We start from the raw sequence: 16,260 nt of genomic DNA on the forward strand, positions 1-16,260 counted from the left end.
ACCAGGAGCCTTTTTCCCCCTTTCTCCCCACTCGCGAGGAAATCTTCGCATGGCACAGAGCACGGCCGCGCCGGCCCCCACCCGGGGTCATCCCAAGGGCCTTTACCTGCTGTTCACCACCGAGATGTGGGAGCGCATGAGCTATTACGGCATGCGCGCCCTGCTGGTTCTCTACATGGTGGGCGCCACCGATAAAGGCGGGTTTGGCTGGAGCCAGGCCAAGGCGCTGCAGATCTTCGGTATCTACACGGGCCTTGTGTACGCCACGCCCGTATTTGGCGGGTTCCTCGCGGACCGCTACCTAGGGCAGCGGCTGTCGGTCACGCTCGGTGGCATCCTGATGATGTTGGGCCAGTTCGTCCTGGCCATGCCTGGCAACTCAGAGCCGCTCTTCTACACGGGCCTGGGCCTGCTGGTGGTGGGCAACGGCTTCTTCAAGCCGAACATCTCCACCATGGTGGGAGGGCTGTACGCGCCTGGAGATCCGCGCCGGGATGGTGCCTTCACCATCTTCTATATCGGCATCAACGTGGGCGCGTTCCTGGCCTCGGCGGTGTGCGGCACGCTGGGCGAGAAGTTTGGCTGGATGTATGGCTTCGGCTCCGCGGGCGTGGGCATGGGACTGGGCGTGCTCGTCTTCTTGGCCCTGGGCAAGCGCATGCTGGGCAACGTGGGCCTGGCGCCGAAGCCGGTGGAGCGCAAGGCGGGCGCGTCCGCGGCTCCCGCGGCGGCCCTCACCCGTGAGGAGCGGGACCGCGTCATCGTCATCCTCGTGCTGGCGCTCTTCGTCGTCTTCTTCTGGGCGGCCTTCGAGCAGGCCGGTGGCCTGATGAACCTCTACACGGACGCGAAGGTGGACCGTGGCGTGTTCGGCTGGGAGGTGCCCACCACCTGGTTCCAGGCCGTGAACCCGATCTTCATCATGCTGCTGGGCCCCATCTTCGCGGAGATGTGGACGGGGCTGGGCCGGCGGAGCAAGGACCCCTCCATTCCGGCGAAGATGGCCATGGGCCTGCTGCTGGTGTCGTTCGGCTTCGTGTTCATGCTGGGCGCTTCCAAGCAGAGCGAGGCGGCGGGCAAGGCGGCACTGATGTGGGTGGTGGCGGCCTACTTCTTCCACACGGCGGGCGAGCTGTGCCTGTCGCCGGTGGGCCTCTCCATGGTGACGAAGCTGGCGCCCACGCGGTACGCATCGGCGCTGATGGGTGTGTGGTTCATCGCCAACGCGGTGGCCAACTACCTGGCGGGCCTCATTGGCGGCTATGCCGAGAAGCTGGGTGAGTTCAGCCTCTTCCTGGCCATCACGGTCGCGACGGCGGTGGCGGGGGCGGTGCTGCTGGCCCTGGCGCCGATGCTCAAGCGGATGATGCACGGAGCGGACGAGACGAAGCCCGTGGTCGCCGAGCAGTCGGCCACCGACGCGGAGCAGGTCAAGCCCCAGGTGGCCTGAGCCCAACTCCCTCTCCCTCTGGGAGAGGGCCGGGGTGAGGGTCGTCCCCACGAACCATCCCCCATAAAGAAAGGGCCCCGGGCGGGAAACGCTCGGGGCCCTTTTCATGTCTCCAGGCTTCTCTCTCCGCGTCTCCAGCGCCGCGTCTACAGGGCCTTCTTCTCTCCCACGGTCGCGACGGGAGGCTGGGCGCGGTCGGGAACGGGGCCGGAGGTGTCCTCCTGGTAGTAATCGCGGACCTGGTAGTTGCGCGCCATGAGGGCCATGGCCACGGCGGCCAGGAGCGCGAGGCCTCCGTAGAAGAAGAACTGGCCGGAGCCGGTGAAGACGTTGAGGGCGGCGGCGATGGCCACGGCCACGTTGGCCAGCGTGGTGGTGAGCAGCCAGAGGCTCTGGATGATGCCCTTCATCTCGCGCGGGGCCTGGGTGTAGGCGAACTCGAGGCCGGTGGTGGAGACGAGGATCTCCGACAGCGTCAGGACGATATAGGGCAGCAGCTGCCAGGCGATGTTGAGCGTGGTGCCCTGCTCGATGATCACCTGGTAGTAGCCGGCGATGGCGTACGAGAACGCGCCCACGGCAAGACCCAGCGGCATGCGGCGCAGCGGGGTGAGCTCCCAGCCTGCGCGCTGGAAGGCGGGGTACACCACGCCCACGAGCAGGGGGATGAGGAGCATCACCAGCGCCGGGTTGATGAACTGCATCTGGCTCGGCTGGAAGGTGACGGGGCCGACCTGCGGATCCATGGCGCGCGCCTGGATGACCCACGTGGAGGCCTTCTGATCGAAGAGCATCCAGAAGAACGGGATGGTGGGCAGCAGCAGGGCGCTGATGCGGAGGACGGCCTTGGCGCCCTCCACGGCCTCGGTGGGGTGCTCCTTCGTGGCGCCGTCGAGCCAGTGCGAGCCGGGCTTGCGGTTGCGGAGCGCCGAGCCCACCACCTTGAGGAAGGAGTGGGGGTTGGGGCCGGTGGGGGGCACCACGACGTAGTGCCGGCGGCCCGCCCAGAAGATGACGGTGGCGATGAACATCAGGATGCCGGGGATGCCGAACGCCACGGCGGGCCCCAGGTGCTTGAGCGTCAGGGGGATGAGCAGCGAGGCGAAGAAGGACCCGAAGTTGATGGTCCAGTAGAAGATGGCGAAGACCTTCTTCACCAGGTGCTTGTTGGACGCGTTGAACTGGTCCCCCACCATGGCGCTCACGCACGGCTTGATGCCGCCGCTGCCTACGGAGATGAGGACCAGGCCCGTGTAGAAGCCCGTGGGGTTCGTCTCGAAGAGGGCCAGACACGCATGGCCCAGGCAGTACACCAGGCTGAGCGAAAGGATGACCTTGTACTTCCCGAACCAGCGGTCCGCGAGGTAGCCGCCCAGCAGGGGGAAGAAGTACACGCCCGCCATGAAGAGGTGCATCAGGCTCTTGGCCTGGGCGGAGCGGGCGCCCTCGTCGGGGACGGCGTTGCGCAGCAGGTAGTCGATGAGGAACACCGTGAGGATGTTCCTCATCCCGTAGAAGCTGAAGCGCTCACAGGCTTCGTTGCCGATGATGAAGGGAATCTGCGGCGGGAAGCGGTCGCGGGTGGTGGCGCCGGGCGTGCTGGCCATGGACGGGGAATTCCTCGTCGGTAGGGGGTCCAACCGTCGTGCCTACCCCAGGGGTGGCCCTGGGCACAACCCACGGGCGAGCGAGCGTGTCAGGCGGGGCCCAGCCGCTCGGGGCGGCGGGGCGCCTCAACCTGCTGCGCTCAGAGGACGAGAGCCAGGCCTGCGTAGGGGCCCGCGAAGAGCTCGCGGTTGCGGTGGCCATCCACGTGGCCCTGGTCATCCAGGTAGATGGCGCGGTAGCCCCCGCGCAGTCGCACCGGACCGAGCTCCACCGCCAGACCCGCATCCCCGCTGAGCTGGACGAAGGGCAGGGGCGTCAAGTTGGTGCTCGCCTCCAACTTCAGCGGGCCCGCCAGACGCAACAGCGTGCTCGCGCCCAGCCCGGGGCCCACGAAGGTGACGTCCGGGGCGAAGGCCATGTCCAGACCGCCGGATACGCGCACGCGCAGAGTGTCGTTGGCCACCAGCAACACGCTCGGCTTGAGCGCCAGCAGGGAGATGGAATCCCGGCCTGGCGAGCCATCATCCGTGGCCAGGTTGAACATGTGGAGCTTTATGCCGAAGCCCAGCCGCTTGCCCTCGGCCTGCAGTCCCAGCCCCATGGCATAGCCCTGCGCGACGAAGCTCGCATCCGCCGTGAGGTCCGCCTGAATGGGATGCGCGGAGGCGCTCTCCACCTGCGCGCTCGGACGTGGCATCAGCCGGTTGCGCCACATCAAATCGTAATACCTGCCGTAATACGGACGGCCAGGACCCAGGAACGGCCAGGCCCACGCGGGGTCGTAGTAATACCGGACCCAGGGGTTGCCGTAGAACCCGTAGTACCCCCCATAGGGCCAGCCGTAGTACGGGTTGTGCGGGCGGTGGGGTCTGCCTCCGCCGTTGCTCGGTGAGCCAGGTGAAGGCTGGGACGGGGCAGGGCGCGAACTCTTGCCGAAGCGGGCCTCGGCGCTACCGGAGCCGAGTCCTACCAACGACACGGCCAGAAACAGTCCCACTGATTTCCACATGGTCCTACTCCCGGGAGACCGGCGGCGAGACGCCTCTCCGGTGCGGTGACGATGAGAGCAACACTCGCCCTGGCGGGATACTCCCGTCCAAGCAGGCCTACTGCAACAGCCTGAGCACGAGCGGCGGGAGCGTCACGCCTCCGACGAAGAGCGCCCCCCAGAGGATTGCTTGTTGATTGCGAGCGCCATCCAGCGCGTCCATGACGTGACCGTCGAGCTCCTTCTCGGCGAGTTCCTGGAGCCTGGCGAGCGTCAGCTCCGCGATGCCTTGATCGCGCGTCTGCTCTCCGATGATCTCAATGAGCCGGGACTCGACCAGGCGGCACACCCGGAGCTTGAGGCGACGGAAGATGGAGCGCGAGAAGCCGCGGAGGCCCTTCTCGGCATCATCGCTCTGGTTGTACCGGGCGATGGCGCGACGCAGCAGCTCCCGCAGCGCCTGGATGGGCAGGGGCCTGCGAAGAACCTCCGGCGTGGCCACGCCCGTTGAGAGGATCGCCGCCTGCTCGAAGATGCGATTCACGATGTGCTGGGTGAGCTTGTGCTCTTCCACGAGGTTCATCGCCGCGCGGCCGATGCCTCGCCACATCCCCGCGGCGCCGAGCCCGAAGGCGCCCGCGGCCATATAGGCGGGGAGCAGGGCGTAGACGACGTAGCTCCAGGGCTCCCAGGCGTGCGCGAGCAGCCCGGTACTCCGCTCGACGAAGAACGCCACGACTCCGAGTACGAGTCCGAGCGCTCCGAGTCCCAGCGCCCGGGAGGCGACGGTGCCCGCGGCGCTGGCACTGGCCTTGGTGAGCGAGGCTACGGTGAACGTGTTTCTTCGCACGGGAGCCAACTCTGGCTCTGCGTGCTGGAGCGCCGCCTCGGACTGGGACTGCTCGCTCCGGATGGATTCGTGGCTCACCGGGTTTCCCCCCTTGTTCAAAGAACGGAATGTGGCCCCACCATAGCTCGGCCCAGTCCGCTGCTTTCTGTGGGCCCGTGTGGGACCGCCCCCCCTCGCTGTCACATCCTCATCCGCCGTAGACTCTCCGAAGAGGGGCGGTGAACATGATGACCGGGCTGAAGACAGGTCTGGTGTTGGGCGGAGGTGCAGCACGAGGGGCCTACGAGGCCGGAGTGCTCTCCTATCTTCGCGAGGAACTGGAGCCGGAGCTCGGCCGAGAGCTGAGACTGGACATTCTGGTGGGCACCTCCGTGGGCGCCCTCCATGCCTGCTACCTCGCTGCGACAAGCGACCAGCCAGCCCTTCAAGGCCAAGGCATGCGAGCGCACTGGACGGGGATGAAGGTGGAGGAGGTGCTCCGGTTCGGGGTGGGGGATGTCTTCCGCATCCTGCGCGAGGCCTTCGGCAAGCCGGCGCCTCATCCGCGCGACATTCAGTACGGCGGGCTGGTGGATCCTCGCGGGCTGCGGGCCATCGTGAGCCGAGGCATTCCCTGGCTGGGCATTGGTCGCAACGTGCGCAGGGGCTATCTCGAGGCGCTCGCGGTGAGCACCACGCACGTGGGCAGCGGACGGGCCACGGTGTTTGTCCAGCGGCACGGCGGAGGAATCCCTTCCTGGGGGAATGATCCTTCCTACCAAGCCGAGGCTGCGCGCATCGGCCCCAACCACGCGCTGGCTTCGGCCGCCATTCCGGTCGTCTTTCCGGCGGTGCGCCTCCAGGGCCAATTGCACGTAGACGGAGGGCTGCGGCTGAACGTTCCGCTCAGCCCCGCGCTGCGCCTGGGTGCCCAGCGCGTCATCGTCGTCTCACTGCGGCACGAGGCAATCCGAGCGCGGAAGCCGGAAAGCGCGCCGTCGAGCTCCGAGCAGGAGCGTGAGCAGGCCCTCGCGACCGCGCCCTTCCTCGCGGGCAAGATGCTCAACACGTTGATGATGGACCGCACGGACCAGGACCTGGGCCGGCTGCGGAGGCTCAATGCCATCCTCGAGGCGGGGACGGTGGCCTACGGGCCGGGCTTCGCGCAGACGCTCAGCGCGGTGCTGGAGCCCCACCGCAGCCAGCCGATGCGCTACGTGCGAGAGCTGCTGGTGCGGCCTTCGAGGGACATTGGCGCACTGGCCGCCGAGTACGTCCGCACGCCCGAGTTCCGTCGCCGCAGCTCCGGTCTGGCACACAAGGCGATTCTCCGGCTGGTGGATCGGGACGCCACGCACGAGGCGGACCTGGCGTCTTACCTGCTCTTCGATGGCGGCTTCGCGGACATCCTCATCGAGCTGGGGAGGCAGGACGCCCGAGCGCTGCGCTCGGAGTGGTTGCGCTTCTGGTCGGACGAGCCTCAAACCGTGGCGGAGATGGCCACGCGGACTCCCACAGCGAACGCGGCCTGACATCGTCAGCGCTTCACATTGAACTCGAGCGAATCAATGGTGCCCGTGACGTAGGTATAATCGCCGGCGGGCCCGTGCCAGGTCGCGCTGACGCGCGTTGGATACAGGATTCCTTGCGCCACGCGATAGCCTTCGAGGTGGGCTGACCAGGGGAGCTTCTTCGGTGGCTTGCCATCCTGCCACCGGTCGTTCGTGTCGAACCGGACCAGCTCGTCCGCCTCGTTGAAGTGGAAGGTGCCACCCACCGTGATGCCGTTGTGGGTGAGCTCCGCTCTCGCGCTCTGCTCATCCACGGGCTGCCACTTGATATAGCTTTGGAGCGCGAACGAAGGCGCCATGAACGTCTCTGAGAGCACGGTGACCAGCGCGGACTCATCCATGTACGTGCCTCGGGAGTCTCCGACTGTGATGAGCTTCATCAGCTTGATGAGCATGTTTCCCTGCCCATCCTGATACTTGTCCCGGCCCTCGAACGGAATCACTCCGACCATCCGTCCCTTCATGAGCGCGATCCGCATGGGCTCAGGGACAGAGTTGAACTGCTGGCAGGAGAGCTTCATCCAACCCGCGTCAGAGGAGCGCTTCAGCTGCATGCCGCTCCAGTGGATCCTCACATTGAGGGTGTGAGGCTTCCCAATGAAGCCGCTCGCTCGGAAATACCTCTGGACCGGAGGGGGCAGCCCGGCAATGTCATTTTCAGTGATCAGCCCTGGCGAGTTGGCAGGATGTTTCGCCAGCTCCGCGGCCACCTCGGCCTGATAGAGACCTTCCAGATATCGGGGGCTGTGCCGCTCATGGCTTGGCTTGGGCTTCATGAGGCGAAGGCTCCAGGAACGAGGGGTCTCGGGTTACGGCGTCATCTTTCGTCATAAAGGGGCAATGATCACGAAAGATGGCGCAGGCGATTCTTTGGAGCGAGAGGCCACACGGCTCACATCCAAGGAGGTTAGGTGGACGCCACTCGGGAAGGCATCAAGGCGGCTCTGTGGGGGAGTGCCCTGACGATGGGCCTGTTCGTCCTCGCCGGCTGCGGCACTCCCAATGGAGCGATTCATCCGGGCAGTGCCCCGGCAGAGGAGGCCCCGAAGCAGGCGTGTTCGGACGCCACGAGCTGCCGCGACACCCTGCGGGAGCTGAGGGGGGTGACTCCCATGTCACCCTGCGAGCTGCGGATGCGGGCCGAGGTCGCCAGGAAGGCCTGCTCCCTGGGCGTGGCCGAGGGCTGCACCGCGCTCGGGCGGATGGAGCCGGGACTCGCGCGCTCCCTGTTCCAGCGGGCCTGTGAACTAGGGGATGGCGAGGGTTGCGCCCGACAGGGTCTCTTGACGCTCCTGGGTGAAGGGGTTCTCCAGGACGAATCCGCGGGTCTGGCGGAACTCCAGGCCGCCTGTGACACATACCCACGTGCAGCGTGTGGAATCGCGGCCCTCGGGCTCGATGAGGCTGCGCGTCGGAGGGAGGGCACCCCGGAGTGGGAGTGGATCGCGCTGTTCGCGCAACGAGGCTGCGACGCGGGAGACGGTCTCGCTTGCCAGCTCCTGGGAGACGCGTTCCTGGCGGGGCAGGGCGTCTCCCAGGACATGGACAAGGCCTTCGATCTCTATGCGCGAGCGTGTGAAGCGGGCAATGGCACGGCGTGTGTGAACCAGGGGATGATCTCACGTCAGTATGGCGCGGAAGAGGGCGGGGCGGCTCCTCGAGCCGATGACCTCTTCTCCCGAGGGTGCGCACTCGGCTCCTCGGAGGCCTGCCGCCTTCTCGTCGTCGAGAGCCTCACGCGGCAAGAGGGCGTGAAGGACGATGCCGCGCAGCAGGCCCTCTTCCGTCAGGCGTGTGACCGGGGGGCGGCAATGGGGTGTCTCGCGCTCTATGACGCGCTCAAACACCAGCCGCGCGCTCCCGGAACATCACTCGAGCTGTCGGGGCTCCTGAAGCGCGCCTGCCGATTCGGAGAGGCGCAGGCGTGCGAGTTCCTGGAAGACATCTCCCGCGTGTCTCAACGGCAATGTGGGGCAGGTTCCGCTTCGGCCTGCGGGGTGCTCGGGGCGCTCATGACCAGCCAGCCCACCTTCGGGAGCGAAGCCGCGGAGGGAATGCGACTCCTTCAGCGAGCCTGCCTGGAGGGTGATGCGACGAGCTGCTCGCTGGTGCGCGAGCTGGCGCCTCGCTCGGAGGAATTGACGTGCCGTGTGGAGTGAGCTGCTCCCGTGACATGCCGCGTGGTCGCCCAGAAGAGCAGCGCAAGCGTGCTGATCGCGGCTCCGAGCACGCAGACTCCGGTCCAGCCCGCCCATGAATAGACCAGGGTCGACGCGATGGAGCCGCTGGCACTCCCCAGGGAGTAGAAGACCATGTATCCAGCGACGAGCCGACTGCGGGCCTCCGGCCTCACCGCGAAGATCATGCTTTGATTGGTCACATGGACCGCCTGTATCGCCAGGTCCAAGACGATGACTCCGACGATCAGCGCCCACAACGAGACGCGGGTCAAGACGATCGGAATCCAGGCCACCAGCATCAGTGAGAGAGAGATGCCCGTTGTTCGTTGGCCCTGGCCTTGGTCCGCCATGCGTCCCGCTCCTCCAGCAGCGAGCGCACCCGCCACGCCGGCAAGACCCAACAACCCGACCTCCGTGTGGGACAGCAGCAGCGGTGGCGCGCTGAGCGGCAGGACTATCGAGGTCCAGAACGTACTGAACGTGGCGAAGATCAGCAGCCCGATGACGGCGCGGATTCGGAGGACCGGCTCCTCGATGAACAGCACCAGCATGGAGCGCAGCAAGGCCGGGTAGGACGGCACCTCGCTCCCTTGCTCCTGGCGCGGAAGCGTCCGGGACAGCAACGCCGCCATCAACAGGGTCAGCATCGCCGACGCGAGATAGACGGAGCGCCAGCCGCCGAGGTCCGCGAGCACTCCGGAGACGAATCGCGCCAGGAGGATGCCGATCACGATGCCGCTCGTGACCGAGCCGACCACCCTCCCGCGTTCTGCTGGCGCGGCAAGGGACGCCGCGAAGGCCACGAGCACTTGCACCACGACAGCGAGCAGGCCGACCGCGACCATTCCCACGAGCAAGACGGTTGCCGTGGGGGCCTGGCTCACGATGATCAACGCCACACTCGAAAGAATGGCTTGACCGACGATCAGTCGTCGGCGCTCGAGCAGGTCGCCCAGCGGCACGATGAAGATGAGCCCTAGCGCATACCCTATCTGGGTCACGGTCACGACGATGCCGATGGAAGCGGGGCTGATCGAGAGCTCACGCGCCATCACTTCGAGCAGTGGCTGCGCATAGTAGATATTGGCAACACTCAGCCCGCCTGCGACCGCGAAGAGCAGGATGACACCGGGTGACAGCCTGTCCGACAGCCCTGCCTTGTCTCCATCCTTCATCCGCCACTCTCTCTCGTCATGAGGTCCTATCATAGGACCAGTTGCGTGGCGGTCTGTCCAGTTCTATCTTGGAACCAGATATGAAGCGTACCAGTCTCGAAGGAGCGGCTTGCCCGGTTGCGCGATCGCTGGATGTCATCGGCGATTGGTGGTCTCTTCTGATCATTCGGGATGCCTTTGATGGCATGCGCCGCTTTGGCGAGTTTCAGAAGAGCCTGGGCGTGGCGAAAGGCATCTTGGCGACGCGCCTGCGCAACCTGGTGGCCATGGGAGTCCTGGAGCTGGCGCCGGCCTCCGATGGCAGCGCCTACCAGGAGTATGTCCTGACGGAAAAGGGATGTGGCCTCTTCCTGGTCGTGGTGAGCTTGCGCCAGTGGGGCGAGGCGTATCTCTACGAGCCCGGCGAGCCCCACTCCCTGCTGGTTGATAACGAGAAGGGTGAGCCCGTTGGCCGGCTGGAGCTGCGCTCCAGGAGTGGGCGCGCGCTGGGCTGGGCGGATACCTCGGTCAAGAAGCTCCCGGTATCGCCTCCGAAGCGGCCTCGTCGCTAATTCTCAATCCATGGAAAGAATATCGGATTCAAGGATTGTACAACGAAATGTGCTTCCGTGGGTGGCCCTGGTGGGTCGTGCTATAGGTTCCCACGACCCCTCAGCCCCATCGAGGTACGCATGGACTGGAAAACGTTCTTCTTGTCGCCCGAGGGCCGTATCGAACGGCGTGATTTCTGGATCGGCTTCGCCATCATCGTGGTGGCGAGCTTCGTGCTCGGAGTGATCCCGATCCTTGGCCAGTTGCTCGGATTCCTGCTGCTCTGGCCGCAGATCTGCATTCACTCCAAGCGGCTACACGACATGGGCAAGACCGCCTGGCTCCAACTGATCCCCTTCGGCGCCACGGTCATCGCCATGGTCCTCGCCGCGGTGAGTGGCGGCATGGCCATGATGGGTGCAGCCTCCATGAACGAACAGGGGGATGACTCCGCCGCGGTCGGGTCCGCCATGGCCGGGATGGGCGCCGCACTAGGCTTCATGGGCCTGGCTTTCCTGGTCGGCCTGGCCTTCCTGCTCTGGGTCGGCCTGACCAAGGGCGAGCCCGGCCCCAACCGCTTTGGGCCGCCGCCTGTCTCGCAGGTGAACTTCGTCTGAACTGCCCCCTACGGGACCTCCGAGCCTAGAATTTTTACATGCTGGTGCTCCCAAGCGGAGCGCCGGTTTGAGGGGGCGTGACTCTCACGGTGAGGGTGTGATCCACCGTGTCGCCATAATCATCGCCCACCCAGACGCGCAGGGTGAACAAGGTCTCCTGGCTTACGACGGGAGCCGTCCAGTACATGGTCGCGAACTGCGAGCCTTCCGGCCCCATGATGCTCGAGAAGCTCCCCACGGGAGACGCGGGGGACTGCTGGACCCATGCGTACCAGAGTCGATCGCCGTCCGGATCGCTTGCGTCGACAGAGAACATCCCCCGCTGACCCGACTCCAGCGTGGTGGGCCCCGTGAGGGTGCCTCCCGCGGGAGGCTGGTTCACCCAGAGGACACTGACGGGGACGGAGCCTTGAACGGTGCCGCCTCGGCCGTCTGACACGGTGACCTTGAGCAGGTACACCTTGTCGGAGAAGTGGATGTTGGGGGCCGTCCAGCTGGGATTCGCAACGGTGGTACTGCTGAAGCTTCCCGGTTGGGGATAGTAGGGGTTGTTCAAGTCCTCCCATTCCCAGGTGTAGGTGAGCGGGTCGTTGTCAGGATCCGAGGCGCTCACGAAGAGGTCGACGGAGGTCTGCTCGTTGATCTCCGTGGCCGAAGCGGAGGGGCCCGCGGTGAGCACCGGAGGGCGATTCGTGGGGTCTGGCTCCGCGGTCGCGGTGGCGGAAGCAAACAAGCCCATGAGGGCAAGAGGTGCAATAGAAGACACGAAGCAATGACGCACGGAGACCTCACAGCGTGAGAGGATTTGGCTCCGAAGCTAGGAATTCGCTCTCCGTGCGACAAGTACATGCCCTGCGAGACATTTTTTGGCATCAACTCCAGCGCCCCGTTACGTCGGGAAGGCGCTTCCTCGATGCGGTCGGGGTATACCTCGGGTTGAGTCGCCGGCTGTCCAGGCGGCTCCGCACGCTGCTCGGCCCCTGATGGAGGACTCATGTCGCAGGACGACATCGCACCGTGGTTCTGGGAGGTCATCGAGAGTTGCAAGCCGTCTCTCGCGACTCTGAGCGAGTGGCTGGAGTCAGCGAAGCGAGAGGATGTCGAGGACTTTCAGCGCTTCTATCTTGACGCGGCCACACGTGTCGCCGAGCCGTGGAACGGACCGGTCGTCGATGGGATTGAGTTCTCGGAGGACAGCACCGAGGACTTCACGGCCTGGGTGGTGTCCCAAGGCAGGTCCGTGTGGCAGCAGGCCGTCGACTCCAGCGCGAACCAGGAGGCGCTGGTCCGCGAGTACTGGCGAGTGAGCGAAGGGGAGCCGAGCGCCTACGTTACGTGGAGCACCAAGGGTGTTCGTGGCGAATACGCGGGATACCTCGCACCTGAGTCCATCGCTCACGCGGTCTATGAACGGCGCTTTGGTGAAGACCTGCTGGACGTGCTCGCTGGCTGAGGCTGCCGAACTGCTGATCGTCTGTCACCCCATGTAGGAGAGGGTGTTGTCGTCCCAGGTGGGCCCTGTGGGCCGCCGAGCGAGCGGACAGGCGGTGCTCGACAGCCCGCTCGGTCCGTGCAACATGCGAGGGCCATGGACGTACCGAAACCCTCCCTGGGGCTGTTCCGGCTGACCTGGCCCATCTTCCTGGAACTGTTGTTGTTCATGCTGATGGGCACGTCGGACACGCTCATGCTCAGCGGTGTGTCGGACGAGGCCGTCTCCGCGGTCGGAGTGGTCAATCAGTACATTTCTCTGTGCATTCTCATCATGAATGTCATCAGCCACGGCGCCTCCATCGTCGTGGCGCAGTACCTCGGGGCGCGCAGGAGCGCCGAGGCCGCCCGGATCTCGGCCCTGGCCATCACGCTGAACCTGCTGCTCGGGCTCGTCGTGAGCGCGACGCTGCTGTTGCTCGGCGGCTTCATCTTGAGCCACATGAACCTGGAAGGCGTGGTGTTGGCCCACGCACAGGCGTACATGCGGATCGCGGGTGGATTCATCTTCCTGCAGGCCCTCATCAACGTCATCGCCGCCCTCATCCGTACCTACGGCTTCACGCGGCAATCCATGTACGTGTCGCTGGGCATGAATGTGCTTCACGTGCTGTGCAACTACGCCCTGATCTTCGGCCATCTCGGGATGCCGGAGCTGGGGGTAACGGGGGCAGCGGTGTCCACGGGGGTGAGCCGGGCCGCCGCGCTCGTTGTCTTCGCGTGGATGCTCTACCAGGTGATGGACGTGCGGATGGTGCCGCGTGACTTCGTGACGTTCTCGGGGGAGTACATCCGCAAGCTCTTGAAGGTGGGCGTCCCGGCGGCCATCGAGCAGGTCACCTATCACTCGTGCCAGACGGTGTTCCTGTACTACGTCACGTTCCTCGGCCCCACAGCGCTGGCGTCCCGGCAGTACGCGATGGCGATCTCCCAATATGTCTTCTTGTGCAGCCTGGCGATTGGGATGGGGACGGCCATTTTGGTGGGGCGGATGGTGGGAGCGAGCCAGCCAGACGCGGCCTACCGGCAGGCGCTGGCGAGCTTGAAGTGGGCAGTGGCAATCACCGTCCTGGTGGACGTGCTCGTCATCCTGGTGCGCCAGCCACTGGTTGGCCTGTTCACGACCAATGGGGACATCCTGCTGTTGACGTCACGGGTCATCTTGTTGAGCCTGCTGCTGGAGTCCGGACGATCATTCAACCTCGTCCTGGTGAACGCTCTGCGTGCCGCGGGGGATGCGCAGTTCACCGTCTACATGGCTTTCATTTCCATGGTCTGTATGAGCCTGCCGCTGGGCTATCTGCTCGTCTTCAAGCTCCAGCTGGGGCTGCCCGGTATCTGGCTCGCGATCGCGGCGGACGAATGGACGCGAGGTCTTGTCTTCTGGTACCGCTGGAAGAGCCGGGCCTGGGAGAGGCACTCGCTCGTCGCGCCCCAGGAGCAGACCGCCACGGTGGCGCTCGGCGGATGAAAGGTGGCTCGAGGAGATGAAGCAATTGGCCTCGTGAAGCTGGCCTGGGGCGGGACCAGCTCCACGAGTTGTGTCGGGGGTGCTTAGTTGAAGCTCAGCGCGCTGTCATTGGCGTTGGTGACCTTCTTGCCCTTGAAGTCGATCGTGAAGTGATCGCTCGGCTTGGCCGAACCGAGCCCCTTGAAGATGGCGAACACCTGCTTGAACTGGTTCTGGAACAGCACGTGGACGGCGTTCTGGTCCGAGGGCTTATCGCCAATCTTGAGGATCTCCGCCGGGCTGGCCGGGAACGCGCCCATCAGCACCTTGTACTGGCTCACGCGCTCAGCGCCCATGTCGCGCAGCGCCAGCTCGCCCGCGTACACGGTGCGGTGGAAGTCACCATAAAAGTCATAAGCCGTGATCTTGGCGAAGTCGTCCAGCTTCAGGCCCGCGGCGCTGGCGAGCTTTTCGGCCTTGGCGGTTGCCTCGGCCCAGTCGGCGCTCAGTTGGCTGGCTGCGACTGCCGAGCCGGTTGCCGTGCCCGTCGCCGCGCAGGTTGCGCTGATCGGCACGATGCCTGGTGCGTCCTTCAGCTGCGCCAGTGTGACCTGGGTCTGCAACTGCGACAGGATCAGCATCTGCTTCCCGTCCAGTGACTTCGCCGCTTCCTTCATCTCGCACGGCCAGTACTCGTCCATGAAGCGCAGGCGCGACAGCTCGCCGAAGTAGTAGCGCGTGAACTCGCCGTAGGACTTCGTGTCCAGGATGGCGCGGTTCCAGCGCTTGGCCACGTCGCCGCTGGCGGTGCTGGCCTGGAGGTAGTCGTACTCGGTCTGGTACAGCGGGAACAGCTCGTCAAAGCGAGGCACCGAGCTCAGGCCGATGGTCTGCACATCGACGGTGTCCAGGTCCTTGTAGGTGACGATCTTGTAGGACGCGCCATACACGGCCAGCGACGGCGACTGGACATTGACGAGGAAGTTGCCGGCCGCGTCCTGGTAGTCGTTGGTGCCGTTGAAGTGCATGTGGCCGCCGATATGCAGTCGCAGACCGGTGGCCGCCAGCGCCGCCGTGGTTGCCGCTTCCGGAACACGGGCGGTCTGGAAGGCGCCCGGCTTGAACACTGCCTTCATCGCCTGGGTCTGGTTGGCGTAGAAGTCCATGGTCGGGTAGTGCGAGAAGGCCATCAGCTGCTTGCCCTGCGCCCTGGCCCGCTCGGTCACCGACTTGATCCACTCCAGCAGGTGCTTCTTGTGCGTCAGCACCTTGTTCCAGCCCGCATTGCCGGCGCCATCGAAACCCTTGAAGGAGGTCGGGTTGGCCGGGTCGAACTTGCTGTTGGGGACGAAGACGTTGGCGTCGATCGACAGCAGCCACAATCCCTTGACCGGCTCCACCAGGTAGCTGGAGTCGGTGATGTGGGTGCACCGGGTGTAGGGCCTGCCCAGCTCGGCTTCGCCAGCCGCCTTGTATTTGCCGCCCTCGCCCTCGGCGCAGATTTCGAACTGGCGATTCTTCAGCTCGGCTTGGGCCACAGCCTCTTCATGGCTGTACTGGCCGTTGCTGTATTGGCTGAAGGGCGTCTCCCAGTGCAGGTCCGCCTTGTTCGGCATGTATCCAAAATCACCCAGCTTCCCGAGCAGCTTCTCGTAGCCCTGCTCCATCAACTCATTGGTGCAGACCACGCTTGGGTCATTGGCTTTGCAGGCGGCATTGCCGGTGGCGTAGACCTTCTGCTCCTTGCCATCCTGGGTCAGGAAGTCGTTCTTGCCGGCCTCGTCATCGTCATACGGCTCGTTGGGATCGTGGTTGCCGGGCGCGATGAAGAAGCGCATGCCCTTGGCCTGGTACTCATGCAGGATGTCGGCGATGCCGTTGATGTTGATCGGCTGGGCATCGTCGGAAAAGTCGCCCGGAAGCGCGACCAGCCGCACGCCCTTCGCGTACGCGTCATCCAGTGCGGCGCGGAAGGCGAAGTAGTTCTCGTTGAACAGGCGGGTCGAGGTCAGCTGCGCATACATGGTGCGGATGGTCGCGTTCTTGCCATCCTTGGTTGGGATGCCCGCGAACTGCGTGCTCTTGAAATCGCCATAGACGTTTTCAAAGTGCACATCCGTCATGAAGGCGACGCTGGGCGTGGCAGCGGGCACTTCCGGCTCCGGTTCCGGACGGGGGCGCTCCTCGTCGCAGGAGGACAGCAGTGCCGCCAACAGCGCCGCGCCAGCATGCGTCGGGCGCAATTGCATCTTGATGCTCATGTATGAACCCCGTGCAATTGATTGTCAAAATTTCGAATACGCTTCACGTTATTGCATCGGGGAGGTGGCCTCTTTATTACATGTTGGTTACATGTGGGTGACTCACAGG

At 65.1% G+C, this 16,260-nt stretch carries 14 protein-coding genes; 7 read left to right on the top strand and 7 right to left on the bottom strand.

Going from position 1 to position 16,260, the window contains the following annotated elements; all coding sequences use genetic code 11:
- Nucleotides 1-49: 49 nt before the first annotated feature.
- Nucleotides 50-1,450: a peptide MFS transporter gene (locus F0U60_RS18545; RefSeq protein ID WP_395821709.1), complete on the top strand. Its 1,401-nt coding sequence runs from the start codon at nucleotides 50-52 to the stop codon at nucleotides 1,448-1,450.
- A 146-nt stretch (nucleotides 1,451-1,596) separates the two neighbouring features.
- On the opposite strand, the gene F0U60_RS18550 is transcribed toward F0U60_RS18545, so the two are convergent.
- The 3 genes from F0U60_RS18550 to F0U60_RS18560 all read right to left on the bottom strand — a co-directional run bounded on the left by F0U60_RS18550 (nucleotide 1,597) and on the right by F0U60_RS18560 (nucleotide 4,974).
- Nucleotides 1,597-3,057 (bottom strand): POT family MFS transporter, encoded by a 1,461-nt coding sequence (locus tag F0U60_RS18550; protein WP_395821713.1) that lies wholly within the window; start codon nucleotides 3,055-3,057, stop codon nucleotides 1,597-1,599.
- A gap of 140 nt (nucleotides 3,058-3,197) precedes the next feature.
- Nucleotides 3,198-4,067, bottom strand: a complete 870-nt coding sequence (locus F0U60_RS18555; protein ID WP_395821715.1) for a hypothetical protein — start codon at nucleotides 4,065-4,067, stop codon at nucleotides 3,198-3,200.
- 97 nt (nucleotides 4,068-4,164) lie between these two features.
- Entirely contained in the window at nucleotides 4,165-4,974 is an 810-nt protein-coding gene (locus F0U60_RS18560) for a hypothetical protein (protein ID WP_395821717.1), read from the bottom strand.
- A gap of 146 nt (nucleotides 4,975-5,120) precedes the next feature.
- On the opposite strand from F0U60_RS18560, the gene F0U60_RS18565 reads away from it, so the two are divergent.
- Nucleotides 5,121-6,407 (top strand): patatin-like phospholipase family protein, encoded by a 1,287-nt coding sequence (locus tag F0U60_RS18565; RefSeq protein ID WP_395821720.1) that lies wholly within the window; start codon nucleotides 5,121-5,123, stop codon nucleotides 6,405-6,407.
- A gap of 5 nt (nucleotides 6,408-6,412) precedes the next feature.
- Here F0U60_RS18565 and F0U60_RS18570 read toward each other — a convergent pair whose 3' ends face one another.
- Entirely contained in the window at nucleotides 6,413-7,222 is an 810-nt protein-coding gene (locus F0U60_RS18570; RefSeq protein ID WP_395821723.1) for a DUF6544 family protein, read from the bottom strand.
- Nucleotides 7,223-7,357: 135 nt separating this feature from the next.
- Here F0U60_RS18570 and F0U60_RS18575 point away from each other — a divergent pair, with 135 nt between their 5' ends.
- Nucleotides 7,358-8,605, top strand: a complete 1,248-nt coding sequence (locus F0U60_RS18575) for a tetratricopeptide repeat protein (RefSeq protein ID WP_395821725.1) — start codon at nucleotides 7,358-7,360, stop codon at nucleotides 8,603-8,605.
- Here F0U60_RS18575 and F0U60_RS18580 read toward each other — a convergent pair.
- On the bottom strand, nucleotides 8,512-9,801 hold the full coding sequence (locus F0U60_RS18580) for an MFS transporter (protein WP_395821727.1): 1,290 nt from the start codon (nucleotides 9,799-9,801) through the stop codon (nucleotides 8,512-8,514). The genes F0U60_RS18575 and F0U60_RS18580 overlap by 94 nt on opposite strands.
- Nucleotides 9,802-9,881: 80 nt before the next feature.
- Between F0U60_RS18580 and F0U60_RS18585 the strand changes: the two genes are divergently transcribed.
- Nucleotides 9,882-10,352, top strand: coding sequence for a winged helix-turn-helix transcriptional regulator (locus F0U60_RS18585; RefSeq protein ID WP_395821730.1), 471 nt, complete (start codon nucleotides 9,882-9,884; stop codon nucleotides 10,350-10,352).
- A 120-nt stretch (nucleotides 10,353-10,472) separates the two neighbouring features.
- Nucleotides 10,473-10,949 carry a DUF805 domain-containing protein gene (locus F0U60_RS18590; RefSeq protein WP_395821733.1) on the top strand — a complete coding sequence of 159 codons (477 nt, stop codon included), beginning with the start codon at nucleotides 10,473-10,475 and terminating at the stop codon, nucleotides 10,947-10,949.
- Nucleotides 10,950-10,983: 34 nt separating this feature from the next.
- Here the strand turns inward: F0U60_RS18590 and F0U60_RS18595 are convergent, their stop codons facing one another.
- Nucleotides 10,984-11,688, bottom strand: coding sequence for an Ig-like domain-containing protein (locus tag F0U60_RS18595; RefSeq protein WP_395821736.1), 705 nt, complete (start codon nucleotides 11,686-11,688; stop codon nucleotides 10,984-10,986).
- Between the two features lie 255 nt (nucleotides 11,689-11,943).
- On the opposite strand from F0U60_RS18595, the gene F0U60_RS18600 reads away from it, so the two are divergent.
- Nucleotides 11,944-12,402, top strand: coding sequence for a DUF4240 domain-containing protein (locus F0U60_RS18600; protein ID WP_395821738.1), 459 nt, complete (start codon nucleotides 11,944-11,946; stop codon nucleotides 12,400-12,402).
- 135 nt (nucleotides 12,403-12,537) lie between these two features.
- Complete coding sequence (locus F0U60_RS18605; RefSeq protein WP_395821741.1) at nucleotides 12,538-13,911, top strand: MATE family efflux transporter; 1,374 nt, start codon at nucleotides 12,538-12,540, stop codon at nucleotides 13,909-13,911.
- Nucleotides 13,912-13,994: 83 nt separating this feature from the next.
- Here F0U60_RS18605 and F0U60_RS18610 read toward each other — a convergent pair whose 3' ends face one another.
- Nucleotides 13,995-16,151, bottom strand: a complete 2,157-nt coding sequence (locus F0U60_RS18610; protein ID WP_395821743.1) for a metallophosphoesterase — start codon at nucleotides 16,149-16,151, stop codon at nucleotides 13,995-13,997.
- Nucleotides 16,152-16,260 lie beyond the last annotated feature (109 nt).

Origin of the sequence: Archangium minus, assembly GCF_044360475.1 — a bacterium.
GTDB classification, from domain to species: domain Bacteria; phylum Myxococcota; class Myxococcia; order Myxococcales; family Myxococcaceae; genus Archangium; species Archangium minus.